This is a genomic window from Lysobacter arseniciresistens ZS79 (assembly GCF_000768335.1).
Classification (GTDB): domain Bacteria; phylum Pseudomonadota; class Gammaproteobacteria; order Xanthomonadales; family Xanthomonadaceae; genus Novilysobacter; species Novilysobacter arseniciresistens.
Map to the genome: position 1 here is coordinate 1 of NZ_AVPT01000036.1, position 22,596 is coordinate 22,596.

General features: G+C 73.4%; 15 protein-coding genes. 7 read left to right on the top strand and 8 right to left on the bottom strand.

The genetic code is table 11. The annotated features are described in order from the left end of the window. Nucleotides 1-156 precede the first annotated feature (156 nt). Together tatC and N799_RS14485 are read left to right on the top strand one after the other, a co-directional pair. Entirely contained in the window at nt 157-936 is a 780-nt protein-coding gene (tatC, locus tag N799_RS12680) for a twin-arginine translocase subunit TatC (RefSeq protein ID WP_036213202.1), read from the top strand. A 2-nt stretch (nt 937-938) separates the two neighbouring features. Continuing rightward, a complete protein-coding gene (locus N799_RS14485) occupies nt 939-1,640 on the top strand; it encodes an RDD family protein (protein WP_052101539.1) in 702 nt (233 codons plus the stop codon). Between the two features lie 36 nt (nt 1,641-1,676). Here the strand turns inward: N799_RS14485 and N799_RS12690 are convergent, their stop codons facing one another. The 3 genes from N799_RS12690 to N799_RS12700 all read right to left on the bottom strand — a co-directional run bounded on the left by N799_RS12690 (nt 1,677) and on the right by N799_RS12700 (nt 4,443). Continuing rightward, nucleotides 1,677-2,594, bottom strand: coding sequence for a hypothetical protein (locus N799_RS12690; RefSeq protein ID WP_036213205.1), 918 nt, complete (start codon nt 2,592-2,594; stop codon nt 1,677-1,679). Nucleotides 2,595-2,736: 142 nt separating this feature from the next. Continuing rightward, nucleotides 2,737-3,585, bottom strand: coding sequence for a BPSS1780 family membrane protein (locus N799_RS12695; RefSeq protein WP_036213208.1), 849 nt, complete (start codon nt 3,583-3,585; stop codon nt 2,737-2,739). Between the two features lie 120 nt (nt 3,586-3,705). Continuing rightward, on the bottom strand, nt 3,706-4,443 hold the full coding sequence (locus tag N799_RS12700) for a glutamine amidotransferase (protein ID WP_036213212.1): 738 nt from the start codon (nt 4,441-4,443) through the stop codon (nt 3,706-3,708). A gap of 73 nt (nt 4,444-4,516) precedes the next feature. On the opposite strand from N799_RS12700, the gene glyQ reads away from it, so the two are divergent. The 4 genes from glyQ to N799_RS12720 all read left to right on the top strand — a co-directional run bounded on the left by glyQ (nt 4,517) and on the right by N799_RS12720 (nt 13,389). Continuing rightward, complete coding sequence (gene glyQ / locus N799_RS12705; protein ID WP_036213215.1) at nt 4,517-5,452, top strand: glycine--tRNA ligase subunit alpha; 936 nt, start codon at nt 4,517-4,519, stop codon at nt 5,450-5,452. Then, nucleotides 5,452-7,560 (top strand): glycine--tRNA ligase subunit beta, encoded by a 2,109-nt coding sequence (gene glyS / locus N799_RS12710; RefSeq protein ID WP_036213219.1) that lies wholly within the window; start codon nt 5,452-5,454, stop codon nt 7,558-7,560. The genes glyQ and glyS overlap by 1 nt, the downstream gene beginning before the upstream one ends. A gap of 64 nt (nt 7,561-7,624) precedes the next feature. Beyond that, the gene (locus N799_RS12715) at nt 7,625-9,421 is read left to right on the top strand and encodes an autotransporter assembly complex protein TamA (protein WP_036213222.1); all 1,797 of its coding nucleotides are present in this window, start codon (nt 7,625-7,627) and stop codon (nt 9,419-9,421) included. Continuing rightward, nucleotides 9,421-13,389: a translocation/assembly module TamB domain-containing protein gene (locus N799_RS12720; RefSeq protein ID WP_081975024.1), complete on the top strand. Its 3,969-nt coding sequence runs from the start codon at nt 9,421-9,423 to the stop codon at nt 13,387-13,389. The genes N799_RS12715 and N799_RS12720 overlap by 1 nt, the downstream gene beginning before the upstream one ends. 27 nt (nt 13,390-13,416) lie before the next feature. On the opposite strand, the gene N799_RS12725 is transcribed toward N799_RS12720, so the two are convergent. The 5 genes from N799_RS12725 to N799_RS14490 form a co-directional block, all read right to left on the bottom strand. Beyond that, complete coding sequence (locus tag N799_RS12725; RefSeq protein ID WP_036213225.1) at nt 13,417-15,075, bottom strand: Na+/H+ antiporter; 1,659 nt, start codon at nt 15,073-15,075, stop codon at nt 13,417-13,419. Between the two features lie 126 nt (nt 15,076-15,201). Next, on the bottom strand, nt 15,202-16,206 hold the full coding sequence (locus N799_RS12730; RefSeq protein WP_036213237.1) for an SDR family oxidoreductase: 1,005 nt from the start codon (nt 16,204-16,206) through the stop codon (nt 15,202-15,204). 137 nt (nt 16,207-16,343) lie between these two features. Continuing rightward, nucleotides 16,344-17,741: a sialidase family protein gene (locus N799_RS15485; RefSeq protein ID WP_052101541.1), complete on the bottom strand. Its 1,398-nt coding sequence runs from the start codon at nt 17,739-17,741 to the stop codon at nt 16,344-16,346. 320 nt (nt 17,742-18,061) lie between these two features. Continuing rightward, nucleotides 18,062-19,951 (bottom strand): tRNA uridine-5-carboxymethylaminomethyl(34) synthesis enzyme MnmG, encoded by a 1,890-nt coding sequence (gene mnmG, locus N799_RS12740; protein ID WP_036213228.1) that lies wholly within the window; start codon nt 19,949-19,951, stop codon nt 18,062-18,064. Nucleotides 19,952-20,594: 643 nt separating this feature from the next. Next, a complete protein-coding gene (locus tag N799_RS14490; protein ID WP_052101542.1) occupies nt 20,595-21,152 on the bottom strand; it encodes a hypothetical protein in 558 nt (185 codons plus the stop codon). 194 nt (nt 21,153-21,346) lie between these two features. Here N799_RS14490 and N799_RS12750 point away from each other — a divergent pair, with 194 nt between their 5' ends. After that, nucleotides 21,347-22,372, top strand: coding sequence for a pyridoxal-phosphate dependent enzyme (locus N799_RS12750; RefSeq protein ID WP_081975026.1), 1,026 nt, complete (start codon nt 21,347-21,349; stop codon nt 22,370-22,372). Nucleotides 22,373-22,596: the final 224 nt, after the last annotated feature.

Consider the following 22,596-nt stretch of genomic DNA (forward strand, 5'->3'; position numbering starts at 1 on the left):
CGATCCGCGGCCGCAGCCGCCACCGCAGGGCGACCCCGACCCCGGTGAACCCGGCCATCGCGACCCCGGCACCCCGGCCCCCGCGCGCCGCGAACCCGATCCGCGTCGCCCCGGCGACCCGCCGCCGGGCGAGTACGTCGACCGGGCCGGTCCGCCATGACGCGGCACGACCACCACGGCGACCCTGCCGGCGCCACCCCCGACCACGCCGCCGACCCGCGCCTGCTCGACCACCTGCTCGAACTGCGCGGCCGCCTGTTGCGCGCGGTCGCCGGGCTGGTGCTGGTCACCGTGCTGCTGCTGCCGTTCGGCAACGACCTCTACGCCTGGCTGGCCGAGCCGCTGCTGGCCAAGCTGCCGGCCGGCGGCCAGTTGATCGCGGTCGAGGTCGCCAGCCCGTTCTTCGCGCCGGTCAAGCTGGCGTTCTTCACCGCGCTGATGCTGACCACGCCGTGGCTGCTGTACCAGGCGTGGGCGTTCGTCGCGCCGGGTCTGTACCAGCGCGAGAAACGGCTGGCGCTGCCGCTGCTGGCGTCGTCGGTCGCGCTGTTCTACGCCGGCTGCGCGTTCGCGTACTTCCTGGTGCTGCCGGCGGTGTTCGGCTTCCTGGTCAAGGTCGCGCCCGACGGCGTGGCGATGATGACCGACATCAACGCCTACCTCGACTTCGTGCTGGTGCTGTTCCTCGCGTTCGGCGCCAGCTTCGAGCTGCCGGTGGCACTGGTGATCGCGACCCTGCTGGGCTGGGTGACGCCGGCGCAGCTGCGCGAGTCGCGCGGCTACGCGGTCGTCGGCATCTTCATCGTCGCCGCGGTGATCACCCCGCCCGACGTGGTCTCGCAGCTGATGCTGGCGGTCCCGATGTGCGTGCTGTACGAGCTGGGGATCGTCGCCTCGCGCTGGCTGGCGCCGCGCGGGCCGGACGCCGCGTCCTGAGCATGGCGCAGCACGGTGCGCCGGCCGGGTTGCGGCAGCGCGCGGCGGCCTGGAGCATCGACGCCGCCTGCATCACGCCGCCCGCGCTGCTGCTGGCGTGGCCGTGGCTGCTGCCGGCGGCCGGACGCTGGCACGCGCGTTTCGAATCGCTGATGCACGACACCGGCGCGGCGCTGGCGACGGCCATCGTCGACGGCGTACCGCTGCCGATGCTGACGCTGTCGATGAGCCACGACCCACGGTTGGCCGAAGCCGTGCGCGCGCTGCACCTGGCAAGCTGGTCGCTGCTGCTGCCGGCACTGCTCTCGCTCGCCGCGGTCGGCGCGCTGTGGAACGTGGCCGGCGAGCATTCGCGCTGGCAGGGCAGCGGCGGCAAGCGCGTGCTGGGGCTGCGGGTGGTGGACGCCGCGGGCCGGCGACCGGGCCTGGCGCGGTCGCTGTGGCGGCACCTGGCCGGGGCCGCGTCATGGGCGACGCTCAACATCGGCCATGCGATGGCCGCCGGCGAACCGCGGCACCTCGCGCTGCATGACCGCATCAGCCGCACCCGGGTGGTGGCCGACGCCGGCACCGACGCACCGCTGCCGCGCCCGATGCGCGCGTGGCTGGCGTTGCTGGCGGTGGCCGCGACGGCGATCGTCGCGTGGGCCACCGCAACCGCGAGCCGCATGATGGAGGCCGCGCTGCTGGACGCGCTGTACTGAAACGCGGGGCGGCCCATCGCCGCCCCGCGCAGTGCATCAGGCGGTCAACGCATCCGCCGGAACCGCGGCGGTGTCGTCGCCGCCGCAGACATCGCGCCACAGGTGGTACATCGCGCCGAAGCCGATCACCAGCATCGCGAGCAGGAACCCGAGGTACAGCGGGATGCCGATCACCACGCCCAGCCAGGCGCCGGCGATCTTCGCCAGCAGGCCCACCAGCATCACCAGCAGCGCCGCGACGATGGCGATCACGATGATCCCGACGATGTAGGTCAGCATCATCACCAGCAGCGGCAGCAGGTTCTTGAACGCGCCCGCGAAGCCGTCGCCGATCGCCGCGAAAACGCCGCGCCCGCGCAGCGCCACCTGGCCGAGCGCGACCGACTGCACGCCGAAGAACACCATCCCGACCAGAATCATCAGCAGGTAGGCCATGCCGATACCGGCCGGCAGTTGCGCCATCGCCGCGGACGGGTCCGCACCCGCCACCGACGCCTGCATCATCTGCGAGTACCACTCCACCACGCCGCCGGCGAACAGCATCAGCAACCCGAACACCAGCAGGTTCTGCAGCACCGCGATCAGGATCATCAGGCCGATCGCGCGCAGCGAGGTCGACCAGTCGCCGAAGCCGCCGAAGGCATCGAGCGCCCGCGCGGGACGGCCGTTCTCGACCGCATCGACCAGCCGCAGGTAGCCGACCGTCAGCATGCCCAGCACCACCATCAGCGGCACCAGTACCAGCAGCATCCCCACCAGCATCGAAGTGGTGCCCGGTCCGACCGCCGCCACCACGACGCCCGACAGCAGCGCCGCGGCGACTCCCACCACGACGGCGCCGAGCAGCACCAGCGCGGCGCCGCCGAAGATCGCCTTCGGGTTGTTGCGGCCCAGGTTGACCGCGTTCTTCAGCCAGTCGAAACCGGCCAGCGCGTTTCTTGCACGAGTCGTCATTCCATTCCCCTTGTCAGACAGTCCATGGACGCCGGCACGGTCGCCGGCGCGTCAGAACCGTACGCCGCGCGCACGGTGTTGCCCTCCCCCGAGGGCGAACTCTTGCCCGCGAACCCCGACGAGGCTCGCGGGCCGGGCCCGGTCAGGCCTCGAAGCCGCGCGCCGGCGGCGCCGGCGGCATCGCGGACGCCGGCACGTCGCCGATCGTCTGCCGCCACGCGAGGTAGACGGCACCGCCCATCACCGGCAGCAGCACCGCCATCAGCAGCAGCTGCGAGGCGAAGGTCGCGGCCTGCGCGCCCAGCACGATCGCCAGCACCAGCGCCACCAGCTGCAGCGCCAGGCTCAGCGCGATCACCGCGATCATCACCAGCACCACCAGCACCACCAGCGCGCCAAGGTTGCGCAGGCAGGTGCGCAGGCTCAGCTTCATCGCCGCGAACGCGCCGCGGTCGGTGAACATCACCTCCGGGATCGCGACGAAGGTGAAGAAGCCCGACACCACGCCGACCACCAGCACCACCAGCAGCCACAGCAGCAGGCGGCCGGTCGGCAGGGTCGCGGCCAGCGCCGGGTCCGGGTTGGTCTGCATCTGCGCCAGCACCTGGGTGGTGTGCTGCAGTTGCTCGGGGCCGATCATCACCACCAGCAGGACGCCCATCACCACCAGCGCGGCGATCTGCGGCAGCAGCATCGCCAGCAGCCGCTGCAGCTTGCCGTCGCGCAGGCCCTGGATCAGATGCGCCGGGCTCGCCGTGCGGCCCTGGTCGACCTCGCGCGCGGCGTACACCACGCCGCCGAACAGCATCGGCCCGGCGATCGCCAGCAGCAGGCTCAGCCAGACCTGTCCGCCGAGCGAACCCAACGCCGACAGCCCACCCCAGATCAGGCCGAGCAGTCCCAGCGCCAGCGGCGCCTTGCGCAGCAGGGCGATACCGCCCAGCAACCATTCCGCGCCGGCTCCGGCGCGCACTTTGCGAATCTCGTTCATGACCACCCCAGGCGATTGATCGACAGCGTCCAGCGGCCGCGGGCGCACCCGCCGGCCAGGCATTCGAACGTTAGCACTCCCGCATGGCCGTGCACCGTGCCATCCGGTGCGGCGGCCGGCTCAGCCGCGCGCCGGTCCGCGCGCGTGGTGGACGAACCGCCGCAGCACCCGGCGTGCCTCCGGTGCCGCGCCGACCGCGGCCAGCATCGCCGCCGGGTCCAGCCCCTCGCGCTGCAGCGCGACCTTGCGCGCCCGGATGTAGCCGCGCATGTGGGTCGCGCTGAACTCGGGATGGAACTGCACGCCCCACGCCGCCACGCCCCAGCGGAACGCCTGGCACGGGTCGCCGGCAGAGCGCGCCAGCACCACCGCGCCGTCGGGCACGCGCAGAACCGATTGCATGTGGGTCAGCTGGGCGGCGAAACGCGGCGGCAGCGGTGCCAGCAGGGCGTCGTCGGCCGCGGCCGGCAGCAGCTCGACCTCGACCGTGCCCATCTCGCGCCCGGCCGGGTTGTTGCCGACCTCGCCGCCGAGCGCGTGCGCCAGCAGCTGGTGGCCGTAGCAGATGCCCAGCAGCGGCAGCCCGGCGTGGGCGGCGTCGCGCAGCCAGGCGGCGGTGGCCTCGCTCCAGTCCAGCCGCTCGGTGACCATCGCGCCGGAACCGGTGACGATCACGCCGGCGAAGCCCTCGCGGACCGGCAGCGGCTCGCCGCCCTGCACGTCGACCACCACCGCGGCGTCGCGCGACAGGCCGCCGGCGACCCGGATCCAGTGCGGGAAATCGCCGTGGCGCTGCATCGGCCCGACCGGCTTGCCGGTCTCGATGATCAGGAACGGGGCGGTCACGGGAGCGGTCATGCGGCCTTCTGCGGCGGGGTCTGGCGGGAGCGCGCCGTATACTAGCCCGCTTTGCACCACGGCCCGGAAGACCATGTCGAACGCCCCCGCGGACGCCACTCCGCCCACCTTCCAGCAGCTGATCCAGCGCCTCAACGGGTACTGGGCCGCGCAGGGTTGCGTGCTGATCCAGCCGCTCGACCTCGAGGTCGGCGCCGGCACCTTCCACCCGGCCACCTTCCTGCGCTCGCTCGGGCCGGAGCCGTGGAACGCCGCCTACGTGCAGCCCTGCCGCCGCCCGACCGACGGCCGCTACGGCGACAACCCCAACCGCCTGCAGCGCTACTACCAGTACCAGGTGGCGATGAAGCCCAGCCCCGACAACATCGTCGAGCTGTACTTCGATTCCCTGAAGGCGCTCGGCGTCGACCCGCTGGTGCACGACCTGCGCCTGGTCGAGGACAACTGGGAGTCGCCCACGCTCGGCGCCTGGGGGCTGGGCTGGGAGGTCTGGCTCAACGGCATGGAGGTGACCCAGTTCACCTACTTCCAGCAGGCCGGCGGCATCGAGTGCAAGCCGGTGCTCGGCGAGATCACCTACGGCCTCGAGCGCCTGTGCATGTACCTGCAGAACGTCGACAACGTGTACGACCTGGTCTGGACCCACGGGCCGGACGGCACCCCGGTGAGCTATGGCGACGTCTACCACCAGAACGAGGTCGAGCAGAGCGCGTACAACTTCGAGCACGCCGACGTCGCCGAGCTGTTCCACCGCTTCGACGCCTGCGAGGCCGAGGCCGCGCGCATCACGGAGCTCGGCCTGCCGCTGCCGGCCTACGAGCAGGTGATGAAGGCCAGCCACAGCTTCAACATGCTCGACGCGCGCCGCGCCATCTCGGTGACCGAACGCCAGCGCTACATCCTGCGGGTGAGGAAGATCGCCCAGGGCGTGGCCGAGGCCTACCTCGCCCAGCGCGAGAAGCTCGGCTTCCCCGGCCTGAAACGCAACGCCACGGAGGAGGCCGCCTGATGGGCGCGACGATGCAACCACTGCTGGTCGAACTGGGCACCGAAGAGCTGCCGGTCAAGGCGCTGCCGGGGCTGGCGCAGGCGTTCTTCGATGGCGTGATCGACGGGCTCGCCCGGCGCGGCGTCGCCTTCGAGCGCGGCGAAGCCAGGCCGCTGTACACCCCGCGCCGGCTCGCCGTGCTGCTGCCCGGCGTCGCTGCCGAACAGCCCGAGCAGTCGTCCGAAGTGCTCGGCCCCTACCTCAACATCGCGCTCGACGCCGACGGCCAGCCAACCCGCGCGCTACAGGGTTTCGCGGCCAAGGCCGGGGTCGAGTGGACCGCGCTCGACAAGGTCACCGACAACAAGGGCGAGCGCTTCGTCCACCGCTCGGTCAAGCCCGGCGCGAAGACCGCCGACCTGCTCGGCGAAGTCGTCGCCGAGGCGGTGGCGGCGATGCCGATCCCCAAGCCGATGCGCTGGGGCGACCACGAGCACGCGTTCGCCCGGCCGGTGCACTGGCTGGTGCTGCTGCTGGGCAACACGGTGGTCGACGCCGGCCTGCTCGGCGTGCGCAGCGACCGCATGAGCCGCGGCCACCGCTTCATGCACGACAAGCCGGTCTGGATCGGCGCGCCGGGCGACTACGTGGAATCGCTGCGCGGCGCGAAGGTGCTGGTCGACCCGGACGAGCGCCGCGCGCGCATCGTCACCGAGGTCGAGGCGGCGGCGCGCACGGCCGGCGGTCGCGCGCGGATCGACGACGGCATCCTCGGCGAGGTCAACGGCCTTACCGAATGGCCGAGCGCGGTCGCCTGCAGCTTCGACGCCGAATTCCTCGCGGTGCCGTCGGAGGCGCTGGTCGCGACGATGGAGGCCAACCAGAAATTCTTCCCGGTGCTCGACGCCGACGGACGGCTGAGCGAGCACTTCGTCGGCATCGCCAACATCGAGTCGAAGGACGCCGCCGAGGTCCGCAAGGGTTACGAGCGGGTGATCCGGCCGCGCTTCGCCGACGCCAAGTTCTTCTTCGTCGAGGACATGAAGCAGGGGCTGGCGTCGATGAACGACGGCCTGGCGACCGTCACCTACCAGAAGCAGCTCGGCAGCGTGGCCGACAAGGTCGCGCGCGTCGCCACGCTGGCGGAAGCGGTGGCGCGGCAGGTCGGGGTCGACCCGCAGCGGGCGCGGCGCGCGGCGCAGCTGTCGAAGGCCGACCTGCAGTCGCGGCTGGTCGGCGAGTTCCCGGAGCTGCAGGGCATCGCCGGGCGCTACTACGCCGCGGTCGAGAACGAGCCGGTCGAGGTCGCCAACGCGATCGACGAGGCCTACATGCCGCGCTTCGGCGGCGACGCGATCGCACCGTCGAGGCTCGGCCAGGTGCTGGCGATCGCCGAGCGGCTGGACACGCTGGCCGGCGGTTTCGCGGCCGGGCTCAAGCCAACCGGCAACAAGGACCCGTTCGCGCTGCGGCGCAATGCGCTGGGGCTGGCGCGGACGCTGATCGAGGCGGAGCTGGACGTGCCGCTGGACGCGCTGCTGGCGGCCGCGCGCGACGGCGTCGGGGCGGTGCAGGTTGGCAAGGACGCGGCCGCCCCGGCCGATGCCGGCCAGCTGCGCGAGTTCGTGTTCGACCGCCTGCGCGGCTACTACGCCGAGCAGGGCGTGACGCCGCAGCAGTTCGAAGCGGTGCTGGCGGTGGCGGATGCATCGGCGGACGGTTCGCTGCTCGATTTCGACCGCCGCGTCCGCGCGATCGCCGAGTTCGCCAAGCTGCCGGAGGCCGAGGCGCTCGCCGCGGCCAACAAGCGCAGCCGCAACATCCTGCGCAAGGCCGAGGGCGTCGTCGCCGACACGGTCGAGCCGGCGCTGATGACCGAGCCGGCCGAGCGCGAGCTGGCCGAGGCGGTCGACACCGCGATCGCCGACACCGACCCGCTGCTGGCCGCGCGCGACTACGTCGCCGTGCTGGGCCGGCTGGCGCGGCTGCGGCCGCAGGTCGACGCGTTCTTCGACGCGGTGATGGTCAACGCCGACGACGCCGCGGTACGCGACAACCGCCTCGCCCTGCTGAAGCGGCTGAGCGACCGGCTCGGCAGCGTTGCCGCGATCGAGCACCTGTCGATCTGAGCGGCACACGACCGGCGTGCGATGCCTTAATGGTGCGTTGACGCGCTGCGGCTATCCTGCGCCGATGCGCTTCCCCCATCGCATCGCCGCCGCGCTGTGCCTCGTTGCCACCGCGGTCGCCGGTGGCCATGCCCATGCGGCGCAGGTCGGCGCGGTCGAGGTGGTCGGCCTCGACGAGGCGATGACCGGCAACGTCACCGCCGCGCTGTCGCTGGTCGAGGCGCAGGGCAAGGAGCTGTCGGGCCGGCGCCTGGCCTACCTGGTGCGCGAAGCCGACGACGAGACCCGCGAGGCGCTGCAGCCGTTCGGCTACTACTCCCCCGAAATCACCGTCGAGCGCAGCCGCAACGGCGACGGCGCGCCGGTCACCGTCACCATCACGGTCGACCTTGGCGAGCCGGTGCGGGTGCGCGGCTTCAACGTCGCCATCGACGGCGCCGGTGGTCGCGACCGCTACCTGCGCGAGGACCTCGCCGGGTTCCGGCCGCAGCCCGGCGACGTGTTCGACCACGCCGTCTACGAGGCCAGCAAGAACACCATCAGCCGCCGGCTCGCGGTGCGCGGCTACTTCGACGCCGACTTCGCCAGCCGCCGGGTCGAGGTGACCCGCGCCGAGCACGCCGCCGACATCGACCTGGTCTGGAACAGCGGCCAGCGCTACGACATGGGCGCGATGACGTTCGAACAGACCCGCCGGATCATCCGCCCCGAGCTGATCGAGCGGCTGGTGTACTGGGAAGAGGGCAGCTACTACCACCAGGGCAAGCTCGACCGCCTGCGCGAGTCGCTGGCGCGGCTCGACTACTTCGCCAGCATCGACATCGAGCCACACCCGGAGGCCGCAGTCGGCAACGACGTGCCGGTCACCGTCACCCTGACCCCGGCCAAGCGCAGCATCTACACCGCCGGCGTGAGCTACGGCACCGACAGCGGCGCCGGCATCCGGCTCGGGCTGGAGCGGCGCTACATCAACGACCGCGGCCACAAGGCGCTGGCCCAGCTGGACTACGCGCAGCGCCGCAAGACCCTGACCCTGCAGTACCGCATCCCGGCGTTCGCCTGGCTCGACGGCTGGTACACGATCAGCGCGCAGGCCGCCGACGAGCAGACCGACTTCATGGACAGCCGCCGGATCGAGTTCGTCGGCAGCCGCAGCGGCGAGGTCAACCGCCACCTGACCGCAATCGCCTCGGTCCACGCCCTGCGCGAGCGCTGGGCCTATGTCGGCGAGGACGACGGCGACCCGGCGACGCTGCCCGACTACCGCTACGCGACCTACACCTACCCGTCGCTGCGCGCCGAGTACGTCGACGCCGACAACCCGGTGTTCCCGACCGACGGCCTCGCCGGCACCCTGCTGCTGCGCGGCGGTGTCGAGGGCGCGGGGTCGGACGCCAACTTCGGCCAGGTCCGCGCGACCGCGCACTGGTTCCGCGGCATCGGCGAGCGCAACCGGCTGATCATGCGCGGCGAACTTGGCCACACCTGGACCGATGCGCTGGTCGACATGCCACCGAGCCTGCGCTTCTTCGCCGGCGGCGCCGGCAGCATCCGCGGCTACGGCTGGCGCGAGGTCGGGCCGCGGATCGAGGGCGCCGACGGCAAACTCTACGCGCTGGGCGCGAAGAACGTCGCCACCGGCAGCGTCGAGTTCGAGCACTACTTCACCCCGAGCTGGGGCGCGGCGGTGTTCGCCGACACCGGCAGCGCGTTCAACAGCGATCCGGACTTCCGCAGCGGTGTCGGCGCCGGCGTGCGCTGGCGCTCACCGGTCGGGCCGGTACGGCTGGACATCGCGCGCGGGCTCGACAGCCCGGATTCGTCGTTCGAGCTCTACCTCAGCGTCGGGGCCGACCTGTGATGGCGCGTACGTCGCGCTGGTCGGTGTTCCGTCGGCGCCGCCCGGGCGAGACCACGCCGGAGCAGCACGAGGCCAACATCGGCGAGCTGCGCCGCAGGCGCGCGGCGCGGCTGCGCTACCTCGCGCTGCGTGCGGTGCTGGTGGCCGGCGCGCTCGGTCTGGTGCTGGTGCTCGGGCTGTACTGGCTGCTGAGCACGGTCGGCGGCCGCGAATTCCTGCTGGCCCAGATCGTCCAGCGCCTGCCCGACAACGCGACGCTGAGCTGGCAGCGCGCCGAGGGCCCCGCGTCCGGCCCGCTGACCCTGCACGACGTGCGCTTCACCTTCGACGCGATCGAGTTCACCGCGCAGCGCGTGCACCTCGACCCGGCGATCCGGCCGCTGCTCGGCCGTCGGCTGCGGCTGGACGCGCTGCAGGTCGAGCAGGCGACGCTGGAGCTGCCGGCCAGCGACGAGCCGTTCGAGCTGCCGCGCTGGCCCGACTCGCTGCCGCAGATCGCCCCGCCGCTGGCGCTGGAGGCCGACGACATCCGCATCGACGGCCTCGCGGTCACCCGCGAGCGCGCGCCGCTGATCGACATCGCCCGGCTGCGCGGCGGGCTGGTCGCCGACGCCGGCCGGCTGCACGTGGAGGAGCTCGTGGTCGACAGCGACCGCGGCCGCTTCACCGTGCACGGCGACTACGTGCCGCGCGAGGACTACCGCACCGACCTGGTCGCCACCGCGGTGCTGCCGGCGGCCGATGCGCGCACGCCGGCGCGGCTGGGCTTCGTCGCCCGCGGCGACCTGTCGCGGATGGACGTCGCCCTCGCCGGGCGCGCGCCGGGGCCGCTGCAGGCGACGCTGGTGCTGCGCGGCGACACCGCGCCGCAGGCGGTCAAGGGACTCGGCGAAGTGGTCACCGACCCCGCCATCGAGCGGCCCGGCTGGCAGTTGCGGGCGAGTGCCGACGCGCTCGACATCGGCCTGCTGACCGACCCCGCGGCGGCGCCGGCCGAAATCCCGCTGTCGCTGCAGCTGCAGGCCGACGGCATCGGTGGCGTGGCGACGGTGCGCGGTGAAGTGCGCCAGGGCGACTTCCACGCACGGGTGCTCGATTCGCGGCTGCGGGTGGAGGACCAGGTGCTGCAGCTCGACCCGCTGCGGCTGCAGCTGTTCGACGGCACGGTGCGGGTCACCGGCCGCGCCGACTTCAACGACCCGGCCGACGCGCGCTTCCGCTTCGCCGCCAACGCGCGCGACCTGCGCTGGGGCGGCAGCGCGCCGACCGGCACCCCGCCACCGCCGACGATCGAAGCCGACGCCGACTTCGGCCTCGCCGGCACCCTGCAGGCCTGGGCGCTGGTCGGCGATGCCACCCTCGCCCGCGCCGGCGAACAGGCCACGCTGAAGCTCGACGGCCGCGGCGACGCCGAGCGCATGCGGCTGCAGTCGCTGCACGTGGCGATGCCGACCGGCACCCTCGACGCCACCGGCACGGTCGGCTGGGCGCCGGCGCTGGGCTGGGATCTCGACGCGCGGCTGGCCGGCTTCGACCCGGGCTACTTCGCCGCCGGCTGGGACGGCGCGGTCAACGGCGACATCCGCAGCCGCGGCCGCACCCGTGACGACGGCGGGCTGGAGGCCGAAGTCGAGGTGCCCGATATCGGCGGCCGCCTGCGCGGTCGCGCGCTCGACGGCAGTGGCCGGCTGGCGATCCACGGCGCGCCCGCGGCCGGCGGCACCACCGCCTACGACGGCGCGGTGTCGCTCGCGCTCGGCGGCAGCCGGATCGCGGCCGAGGGCCGGGTCGGCGACCGGCTCGACATCGACGCCCGCTTCGCCCCGCTGCAGCTGGCCGACCTGCTGCCCGACGGCGCCGGCAGCCTGCGCGGCACGCTGCGGGTGACCGGCCCGCGCAGCGCGCCCGACATCGTCGCCGACCTCGACGGCAGCAACCTCGCGTACGGCGACTGGAGCGCGACGTCGTTGCGGGTCGACGGGCGGCTGCCGTGGTCCGGCGGCGGCGGCGCGCTCGACGTCGACGCCAGCGGGCTGCAGCTCAGCGTGGCGCTCGACCGCCTGCAGCTCGACGCCCGCGGCGCGGTCGAGGACCTGCAACTGGACGCGCGCGCCGAGGGCGCCATCGGCACCGTGGCGCTGGCCGCCAGCCTCGACCGCCGCGGCGCGCGCTGGGCCGGTACCCTCGCCTCGCTGCAGCTGGACCCGGCGCGCGGCGCCAGTTGGGGGCTGCAGCAGCCGGCGGCGTTCGGCTGGAGCAGCGCCGGCGCCACGCTCGCCGCGACCCTCGCCGACGCCTGCCTCGCCTCCAGCGCCGGCGGCGCGCTGTGCGTCGACGCCGACTGGCCGCGCAACGGGCTGGCGATCAACGGGGACGGCCTGCCGCTGTCGCTGCTCGCCGGCTACCTGCCCGAACCCGAGCCGGGCCGGCCGTGGGTGCTCAGCGGCGAGGTCGCGCTCGACGCCCGCCTGCGCCCGCAGGGCAGCGGCTGGACCGGCCAGGCGCGGCTGTCCTCGGCCCGCGGCGGCCTGCGCACCAGCGAGCGCGCCCGCACCGAGCTGGTCCGCTACAACGACCTGCTGCTGACCGCGCAATTCCGCCCGCAGGGCATCGAGGCCGAACTCGGCGCGGTGCTCAACGACGACGGCCGCATCGACGCCCGCCTCGCCACCGGCTGGGACGCCTACTCGCCGCTCGACGGCAGTCTGTCGCTCGACACCGACGAGCTGACCTGGATCGAGCTGTTCTCGCCCGACATCGTCGAGCCGACCGGCCGGCTGACCGCGGCGCTGTCGATCGGCGGCACGCGCGACGCGCCGCGGCTCGGCGGACAGGCGCGGCTGGTCGACTTCAGCACCGACGTGCCGGCGCTGGCGATCACCCTGCACAACGGCAACCTGCGGCTGGACGCGGCGCCCGACGGCAGCGCGCGGATCGCCGGCAGCGTGCGGTCGTCGTCGGCCGCCGGCAACCCCGACAGCGGCGTGCTGCACATCGACGGCACGCTCGGCTGGCAGGGCGGCGACACCCCGCTGGTGCTCAACCTGCGCGGGCAGGACGTGCTGGTGTCCGACACCCCCGACCTGCGCGCGATCGCCAGCCCCGACCTGCAGGTTCGCTACCGCGCCGGCGACGCACTGGAGCTGACCGGCGAGGTGGCGGTGCCGGAGGCGCGGATCGACCTGGAAGGCCTCGACCAGGGCGTGTCGGCGTCGCCGGACGTGGTCGTGCTCGATCCGGTCGACCCCGACGCCGCGCCGGGCGCACCGCTGGCGATGGACCTGGTGGTGATCCTCGGCGAGGACGTGCGGATGGACGGCTTCGGCCTGACCGGCGGGCTCGACGGCCGCATCCGCGTGCTCGCCCGGCCGGGCCGGCAGATGCTCGCCAGCGGCAGCCTCGACGTGGAGGGCGAGTACACCGCCTACGGCCAGGACCTGCGCATCACCCGCGGCCGGCTGAGCTGGTCGAACGACCCGATCGCCGACCCCTTCATCGACCTGCGCGCCGAGCGGGTGATCGGCGAGGTCACCGCCGGCGTCGACGTCAGCGGCCGCGCCAGCGCGCCCGAGGCGGAAGTCTGGGCCAACCCGGCCAGCTCGCAGTCCGAGGCGCTGGCCTACCTCACCCTCGGCCGGCCCTTGTCGGGCCTGACCGGCAGCGAGCGCGGCGACATCAACGCCGCCAGCGCCGCGCTGACCGCCGGCGGCAGCTTGCTGGCCTCGCAACTGGGCGCACGGATCGGCCTCGACGACGCCGGGGTGATGCAGAGCCGCGCGCTTGGCGGCAGCGTGTTCGGCATCGGCAAGCAGCTGTCACCGCGGCTGTATGTCAGCTACGGCGTATCGCTGCTCGGCACCGGCCAGGTGCTGGTGCTGAAGTACCTGCTGGGCCGCGGGTTCGACATCGAGATCGAATCGAGCACGCTGGAGAACCGCGGCTCGCTCAACTGGCGCATGGAGAAGTAGCGCCGGCCGGCGCGGTCGATTCGGTGTTCAGTGCCCGGCCGCCTCGCGCTGGCGCAGGGTCGCTTCGGCCAGGTCGAGTTCGCCGACCAGCTTGCGGTGGATGATGTCGTCGATGGTCTGGGCGCGGCGCAGCCGGTACAGCTCGTCGCGCTCGGCATCCAGCGCGGCCAGCCGCAGCCGGCGCTCGGCACGTTCGACCCGCTCCATCTGCTGCACGTCCTCGCCGCTGAGGTCGCCGTAGTGCAGGTGGCGCTGGTAGGCGTCGCGCAGCAGCACCGCGGCCTCGGCGCGCGCGGCCTCCTCGGCGCCGTCGGCCAGCGGGGTCGCCACCAGCTTGTCGATCCGCCGCATCGCCGCCAGCGAGGCCGCCATCCGCGCGCTCGCCTCGGAGTCCTCGCGGTCGGGCTCCGGCAGGGTGTCGGCGTCGAGCCCGCGGGCCAGCAGCGGCAGGCCGATGCTCGCCACCAGCAGCGACAGCAGGATCACCCCCATCGCGATCAGGATCGCCGCGGTGCGGGTCGGGAACGGGCTGCCGTCGGGCAGCAGCAGCGGCAGAGTCAGGATGCCGGCCAGGGTGATCGCACCGCGCACGCCGGCGGTGGCGATGATCGCCAGCAGGCGGGTCTGCGGCATGCTCGCGCGCTCGCCGCGCCACGCCGCGCGGAACACCGTCAGCCGGATCGCGACCCACACCCAGGCGAACCGCATCAGCCCCAGCGCGAACGTGATCACCACCACGTAGCCCAGCAGGTGCCAGATGTCGTTGCCGCTGCCACTGGTCTCGGCCGCCGCCGGCAGCGCGCGCACCATCGCCGGCAGCTGCTCGCCCAGCAGCACGAAGATGATGCCGTTGAGCGCCATCTGCACCGTGTCCCAGACCGCGTGGCGCTGCATCCGGGTCGCCGCCAGCGGCCGGCCCGACAGCTCGCCGTAGTGCATCGCGATGCCGGCCACCGCGGCGGCGAGGATGCCGGAGACGTGGAAGTGCTCGGCCGCCAGGTAGGCCGCGAACGGCACCAGCAGGCTGACCAGGATCTGGATGCCCGGGTCCTCGCCGGTACGCCGCACCAGCAGCCGGTTGAGCCGGCCGATCGCCCAGGTCACCGCCACCCCGACCAGCAGCCCGCCGCCGGCGACCAGCAGGAAGCTGACCGAGGCGTTGGCGAGCGAGAACGTGCCCGTCATCGCCGCGGTCACCGCGAAGGTGAAGCAGACCAGACCGGTGGCGTCGTTGAGCAGCGACTCGCCTTCGAGGATGTGCATCAGCCGCGGCGGCGGCGGTGCGCTGGCGGTCATCGCGCCGACCGCGACCGGGTCGGTCGGCGACAGGATCGCCGCCAGCGCGAACGCGACCGCCAGCGGCATCGCCGGCACCAGCCACCAGATGAACCAGCCCATCCCGACCACGGTGAACACCACCAGCCCGATCGCCAGCGCGAGGATCGGCTTCCAGTCGCGGAAGAACGCGCCCTTGGGGATGCGCCAGCCGTCGAGGAACAGCAGCGGCGGGATGAACAGCAGCAGGAACAGGTGCGGGTCGAACGCGACGTCGAAACCGATCGTCGACAGCGCCGCGCCGATGGCGATCTGCAGCAGCGGCAGCGGCACCTTCGGCAGCAGCCGCGCGACGAACCCGCTGACGACCACCGCCAGCAGAAAGACCAGGACCATGGTGACGACGTGCATGGAAGACCGGCAGTTTGGGAACCTGTCGATTCTAGCCAGCGCGTTCGCACGGGTACGTCCCGGCCAGCACGTTCCGGCGAGCGCGCTTCAACCGGCGCGCGCCCGCCGTCCCCACGCGTGGCGGGCTCAGCCGCGCGGCCCGCCCATCGCCGGCAGGATCACCCCGTTGATGTACGACGAGCACACCGGCGAGGCCAGGAACACGTACGCCGGCGACATCTCCTCCGGCTGCGCGGGCCGGCGCATGTCGCTGTCCTTGCCGAACTCCGCGACTTTTTCCGCCGGCCGGTCGGCGGGATTGAGCGGTGTCCACACCGGCCCCGGCGCGACCGCGTTGACGCGGATGCCGCGGTCCAGCAGGTTCGCCGCCAGCGACATCGTGAAGGCGTGGATCGCGCCCTTGCTGGCCGAGTAGTCGAGCAGCTGCGCGCTGCCGAAGAGCGCCACCTCCGAACCGGTGTTGATGATGCTGGCGCCCTCGCCCATGTGCGGCAGCGCCGCGCGCACCATCCGGAAGTAGCCGCCGATGTTGGTGCGCAGGGTCTCGTCCCATTGCGCGTCGCCGATGTCCTCCGGCCGCGCGGCGTGCTGCTGGAAGGCGGCGTTGTTGACCAGCACGTCGAGCCGGCCGAACGCCTTGACCACCTGCTTGACCGCCTTGTCGCAGAACCTGCTGTCCTTGACGTCGCCGGCGATGACGATGCAGCGCGCGCCCTCGGCCTCGACCGCCTCGCGGGTCCGGTCGGCGTCCTCGTGCTCGGCCAGGTGCAGCACGGCGACGTCGCAGCCCTCGCGCGCGAACAGCACCGCGACCGCGCGGCCGATGCCGGAGTCGCCGCCAGTCACGATCGCCGCCATGCCGGCGAGCTTGCCGCTGCCGCGGTAGTCGGGCGCGAGGTAGCGCGGCTGCAGGTCGAGCCGGTGCTCGTGGCCGGGCTTGTCCAGGTGCTGCGCCGGCATCGGGTTGGCCGGCTGCGCGCGCGCGCCCGCCTGCACCGGCTGCTTCTTCGCCTTGCCGGCGGAGGCCTTCTTGGCCGCTTTGTTCTTCGCGTCGGCCTTCTGCTGGATCGCGCGCTGGGCCTGCGCGGTCTGCCTGCCTGCGCGGGCACCGGTGGTCTTCTTCGTCGCCATGTCGGCCTCGCCGTGTCGCTGCACGGCGGCGCCGCGCGTCGCAGGCGAGTCAACCAATCGATGCGTTGCGCACGCGTGACCGCGGCGCAACGGCGGCGTGAGCGGCGGCGCCTGCCGCCAGGTCAAACGGACGCCGGTCAGCCGCCGGCCTGCACGACGGCACCCTGCAGGCGCGGGGCGCCGTCGACGATGTCGGTCCAGACCGCGTGCAGGCGGCCGTCGGCACCGCGCGCGAGCTGGGCGAAGCCGGTGCCGCGGCCGCGGCCCTGCAGGGCGGCCAGCTCGACCCGCTGCCATTCGCGCGACAGGTCCGGCGCGAACCGCGCCAGCTGCAGGGTCTGGCCGCTGGCGTCCTCGCGGGTCCACAGCACCCACGCCGAGTCGTCATCGAGCACGACGTCGACCCGGCCCTGCACCGCCGCGCCGCTGTCGACCGTGACCGGCGCGGCGAAGCGGTCGCCGGCATCGCCCGAGCGCGCCAGCTTCAGCGCCGGGGTGCCGCCGGCGGCGGTGTACCAGCCGACCACCACGGCCTCGCCGTCGGCCGCGACCGCCGGGCCGTTGACCGGGCAGGCCGGCATGTTCCAGCCGTCCGCATGGACCGGCTCCGCCGCGCTCCAGTTCCCGCCCTCGAAGCGGGTGGCGGCGATGTCGCGGATCTCGTCCGGGCTGCGGTCGCGGTAGACCAGCAGCGGCCCGCGCGCGGTCACCGCGGCGTCGGTCTGGCAGCAGTCACAGGTCATCGCGTCGAGCCGGGTTTCGCCGCTGCGCGCGAGCGCGGCGTCGAACACCGCGGTGCGCAGCGTCATCGCCGGTGGAGTTTCGGCTGCGTCGGCACCGGCACCGGCACCGGCCGCGTGGCCGTCGTGGGCGGTCGCCGGCGTGTCGGCCGGCGCGGCCGGGGCGTGGCCCTCGTGCCCGCCGCCCGCGGTCTCGCGCCCGTCGAGCCAGGCCACCCCGATCCGGTCGTCGCCCGCCGGCCACAGCGACACGAAGCCGTGCTCGGTCGGCGTACCGTCGTCGTTGACCAGCACCGGCGCCGACCAGCTCGCGCCGCCGTCGTCCGAGCGCACCAGCGCGACGTCGTAGGCATAGGTCGCCGCCGCCGACTTCTGCAGCCAGTGCGCCCACAGCGCCCCGTCGGCGGTGGCGACGAGGTGCGGCGTGTCGGCCCAGTTGACGAACCAGTCGTCCCCGCGCGCGACCGTCCGCGGCTCGCCCCAGCCGTCGCCGTCCCAGCGCGCGAACACCAGCGCATGCCCCTCGCCGTCCGGCCGCACCCACGACAGCAGCAGATCGCCGCCCGGCGTCGCCACCAGGTCCGGCTGCGCCGCGTGGCCCGTCGCCGGCAACGCCCACGGCGCCACCGTCACCGCGGCGGGCGCCGCGCCCGGGGAACTGGCCGCCTCCGCCGCGGCATCCGCGGCATCCCCGGCGTCCGCCACGGCACTGCCGGCGGCGCCGTCCGGCGCAGTGGGCTGGCACGCCGCCAGCGCGGCGGCGAGGACGAAAACCGGAATCGAGCGGGTATGCATCGCCGCAGCCTAGCGCGGATCGCCCGCGGCCGAGCGAAAACACTCCGGCGCCGGAGCCGATTGCCCCGCGGTCCGGGCAAACCGCTCCGGTGTCCGGGCAAATAGCTCCAGCGCCCGGGCAAATCACTCCAACACCCGGGCAAATAACTCCAACGCCCGAGCAAATCACTCCAGCGTCCGAGTAAACAACTCCAGCACCCGGGAAAATCGCTCCGCGATCGAAGCCCGGAGCTCCGCGATTGGACAAATTTTGTCCAACCTCCGGGCTTCAAGCTCCATCACCGGGCTTCAGGACCCGGCAGCCGGCACCCGCGCGGTGCCTACGCCACCCGCTCCCGCCGCCCGCGCGCCAGGTGCACCAGCAGCAGCGAGATCGCCGCGGGCGTCATCCCGGGGATCCGCTGCGCCTGCCCGACCGTCTCCGGCCGCACCCGCTCCAGCTTGCCCGCCACCTCCGCCGACAGGCCGCGTACCCGGGCGAAGTCGAACCCCGCCGGGATCACCGTGTCCTCGTGCCGGCGCTGCCGCTCGATCTCCTCGCGCTGCCGGTCCAGATAACCCGCGTACTTCACCCCGATCTCGACCTGCTCCGCCACCGCCGCGTCCGCCACCGCCGGCTGCAGCGACGGCACCGACAGCAGCTTCCGGTAATCCAGCTCCGGCCGCTTCAACAGGTCCAGCGCACTGGTCTCCCGGCTGAGCTCGACCCCGACGTGCCGGGCCAGCTCGCGCCCGAGCGGGTTGTTCGGCGCCGCCCAGACCGCGCCCAGCCGCGCCCGCTCGGCCTCGATCGCCGCGCGCTTGGCCTCGAACGCCGCCCAGCGCGCGTCGTCGACCAGCCCGAACCCGCGGCCGACCGGGGTCAGGCGCAGGTCGGCGTTGTCCTCGCGCAGCTGCAGCCGGTACTCGGCGCGGCTGGTGAACATCCGGTACGGCTCGCTGGTGCCGTGGGTGACCAGGTCGTCGACCAGCACGCCGAGGTAGGCCTCGTCCCGGCGCGGGCTCCAGCCGTCGCGCCCCTGCACCTGCCGCGCCGCGTTGAGGCCCGCCAGCAGGCCCTGCGCGGCGGCCTCCTCGTAACCGGTGGTGCCGTTGATCTGGCCGGCGAAGAACAGGCCGTCGACCGCCTTGGTCTCCAGCGTGGCCTTGAGCCCGCGCGGGTCGAAGTAGTCGTACTCGATCGCGTAGCCGGGCCGGGTGATGTGCGCGTGCTCGAAGCCGCGGATGCTGCGCACCAGCTCCAGCTGCACGTCGAACGGCAGCGAGGTCGAGATGCCGTTGGGGTAGATCTCGGCGACGTCGAGGCCTTCGGGCTCGACGAAGATCTGGTGGCTGGCCTTCTCGGCGAAGCGCACCACCTTGTCCTCGATCGACGGGCAGTAGCGCGGGCCGGTGCCTTCGATCTGGCCGGTGTACAGCGGGCTGCGGTCGAGCGCGGCGCGGATGATTTCGTGGGTGCGCTCGCTGGTGTGGGTGATCCAGCAGTCGACCTGGCGCGGGTGGTCGGCGTGGCTGCCCATGAACGAGAACACCGGCCGCGGGTCGTCGCCGGGCTGGCGCTCCATCACCGTGTAGTCGAGGGTGCGGCCGTCGATCCGCGGCGGGGTGCCGGTCTTGAGCCGGTCGACCGTGAACGGGCCTTCGCGCAGGCGCGCGGCGAGCGTGGTCGCCGGTGGCTCGCCGGCGCGGCCGGCCGCATGGGTGGCCTGGCCGACGTGGACCTTGCCGGCGAGGAAGGTGCCGGCGGTCAGCACCACCGCCGGCGCGGCGAAGCGCAGGCCGGCCTGGGTCAGCACGCCGGTGACGCGGCCGCTCGCGAACTCGATGTCGTCGACCGCGGCCTGGAACAGGGTCAGGTTCGGCTGGCTTTCGACCGCGCGGCGGATGAAGCCGCGGTAGAGGTTGCGGTCGGCCTGGCAGCGGGTCGCGCGCACGGCCGGGCCCTTGCTGGCGTTGAGGCGGCGCCACTGGATGCCGGCGGCGTCGGCGGCGCGGGCCATCACCCCGCCCATCGCGTCGATCTCGCGCACCAGGTGGCCCTTGCCGATGCCGCCGATGGCCGGGTTGCAGCTCATCGCGCCGACCGTCTCGATCGCGTGGGTCAGCAGCAGGGTGCGGGCGCCGGCGCGGGCCGCGGCCAGCGCGGCCTCGGTGCCGGCGTGGCCGCCGCCGACCACGATGACGTCGTATTGGTAGAAGCCGTGGTTCATCGCATGCGCCGCGGTGCGGCCGTAACGGCGGCCCGGCGGCCGCGTGGAGGGCAATTCTACGGCCGCCGCCGCGACCGGGCGGGTCGCCGCGCGCGGTCCGTTCAGACCGGGCGTGGAGGGCGCGTCAACCTTGGCACGCTTCGTGCGTTCCAGAACCTGCACCCAGCGGGGCAGGCGCCAGGCGCCGGTCGGAATTGGAACAGGGGCCGACCATGTGCCCGCCGGGGAAGCGCAGGGGCCGGATGTCGGGGGACATTCGGCCCCTTTTTTGTGCGCGCTTTCCGCCCGACCTGCCGCGGCGCGTTACAGATCCGAAACAGCACACAGGCGGCTGCGAATGCAGCGTGACGTCGGTCACAGTATGCGCGCCGGTGCGGCCGCCCGGACCGGCCGCGACCACCGCGCCGGCCCGCGCGGAAGCACCCGCAAGCACCTCCCAAACCGATCCCCGGATACGCGAAAGCCCCGCGTGGCGGGGCTTCCGGTATGGGCGCCGACGCCCGACGGGGACGGAACAGGGGGGATCCGTGATTCCGCGTCGGACGTCGACATTGAAGCGACAACCCGATTACGTCGCATTGCGACGCAATCTGTCAATACCCGCGGCTCGCCGTCATCCGAAGAGCGGGCAGCGGGGTCCCGGTTACGGCTCGACCTGACGCGAGCGCTCGACCGCGCCCTGGCGGGCCCGCTTCATGATCGACTCCATGCGCGAACCGCTGCTGGAGCCGCTGCTGCGCTGCGGTGCGACCGGGCGCACGGTGGTGGCCGGCCGCGGACTGTCCGACGCGATACGGGTCGGGCCGGACACCGGCATGCGCTGGATGCGCTCGCGCTGCAGGCGCTCGTAGTCGCGCCACGGCGCCTTGCGGTCGTCGTCGTGGCGGCCGCCGTCATGGCCGTCGTCGTTGTCCGGCCGCGGGCGGATCACCACCGGCGGACGGTAGTAGCGGTACGGGTCGCGGTAGTAGCCATGCGGGTAGTGCGAATAGCCGTACGGATAGCGGTAGTAGCCCGGGTAGCCGTAATAGCGCGAGTAGTAGCCGCTGCCGTAGTAGTACGGGCTGTCGTGGTAGCGGTAGTCGGTACCGGGGGTGCCGTAGTAGTAGTCGCCGCGGTCCTGCCGGTACGAGTAGCCACTGGTCATGCAGCCGCCCAGCAGCGCGACCGCCACGACGGGAAGAAGGAGCTTGCGGATCATGGAGCTGTCCCCTGTTGATTGCGGCCATCGTCCGGCCGGGGCATTGAACTCGTGCTTAATTTGCAGTATCGCGCGTCGGCGAAGCTGAGCGGTTCAGCTGCGGCCCGGCGCGCGGCCACGCACCCTTCCACGGTAAACGCCCGGGCCGGTGCGCGGGTTGACCCGCGGTCGCGGCGCTGGGCTAGGCTGCGTCGATGGACACCGCCCACGACGCCGCGACCGCAACGCCTTCCGCCCCCGACGCTCCGCCGGCTTGCACGCCGCTGCCCGGCTTCGACGACGTACTCGCCGCGGCGGCGCGGATCGCTCCGCACGCGCACGCCACCCCGGTGCTGCGCTCGCGCACGCTGGACGCGCTGGCCGGCTGCGAGCTCCACTTCAAGGCCGAGCACCTGCAGCGCAGCGGCGCGTTCAAGTTCCGCGGCGCGTGCAACGCGGTGTGGTCGCTCGGCGACGCCGGTGCGGCGCGCGGCGTGGTCACCCACTCGTCGGGCAACCACGGCGCGGCGCTGGCGCTGGCCGCGCGGACCCGCCGGATCCCCTGCCACGTGGTGGTGCCCGAGGGCGCGGTGGCGGCCAAGCTGGCGGCGATCGCGGCCTACGGCGCGACCCTGCACCGCTGCGCGCCGACCATTGCCGACCGCGAGGCCGCGTGCGAACAGCTGCGCCGCGCCACCGGCGCCGAGCTGGTGCATCCCTATACCGACCCGCGGGTGATCGCCGGCCAGGGCACCGCCACGCTGGAGCTGCTGTGCACGGCCGGGCCGCTGGACGCGCTGGTGGTGCCGGTCGGCGGCGGCGGGCTGGCCGGCGGCGCCGCCCTGGCACTGGCCGCGCGCGCACCCGGCACGGCGCTGTGGCTGGCCGAGCCGACCGGCGCGGCCGAAACCGCCGAGTCGCTGCGCCGCGGCGAGCGCGTCACCGGTTTCCTCCCCGACACCGTCTGCGACGGCCTGCGCGGCACCCTCGGCGCGCCCAACTTCGGGATGCTCTCGCGCCACGGCGCGCAGGCGCTGGTGGTCGACGACGCCGACACCGTGCGCGCGATGCGGCTGGTCTGGCGCCACTGCAAGCAGCTGGTCGAGCCGTCGTCGGCGGTGGCGCTGGCGGCGGTGCTGGCGAATCCGGAGCGGTTCGCCGGCCAGCGCGTCGGCATCGTGCTGAGCGGCGGGAACGTCGACCTGGACGCGCTGCCGGGGTTGTTCGCGCTGGGGCGGTGAGGTGTCGAGGCGTGTCGCGGGCCTGACGTCCGCTTCGAGGGCGCCGGTAGCAGCGACGTGAGTCGCGACCCGCCGGCAATCGGTTGCGCGTTGAACGTGGGGCGGCCGCGAGCCCAACCCGTTCGCGACTTGCGTCGCTCCTGCCGGAGACAGCGTGCGTGCTGGCGGTCGGCGGCGCGGGCGGACGATTCCGGATCGCGGCTGAAGCCGCTTGTGTCTTCGAT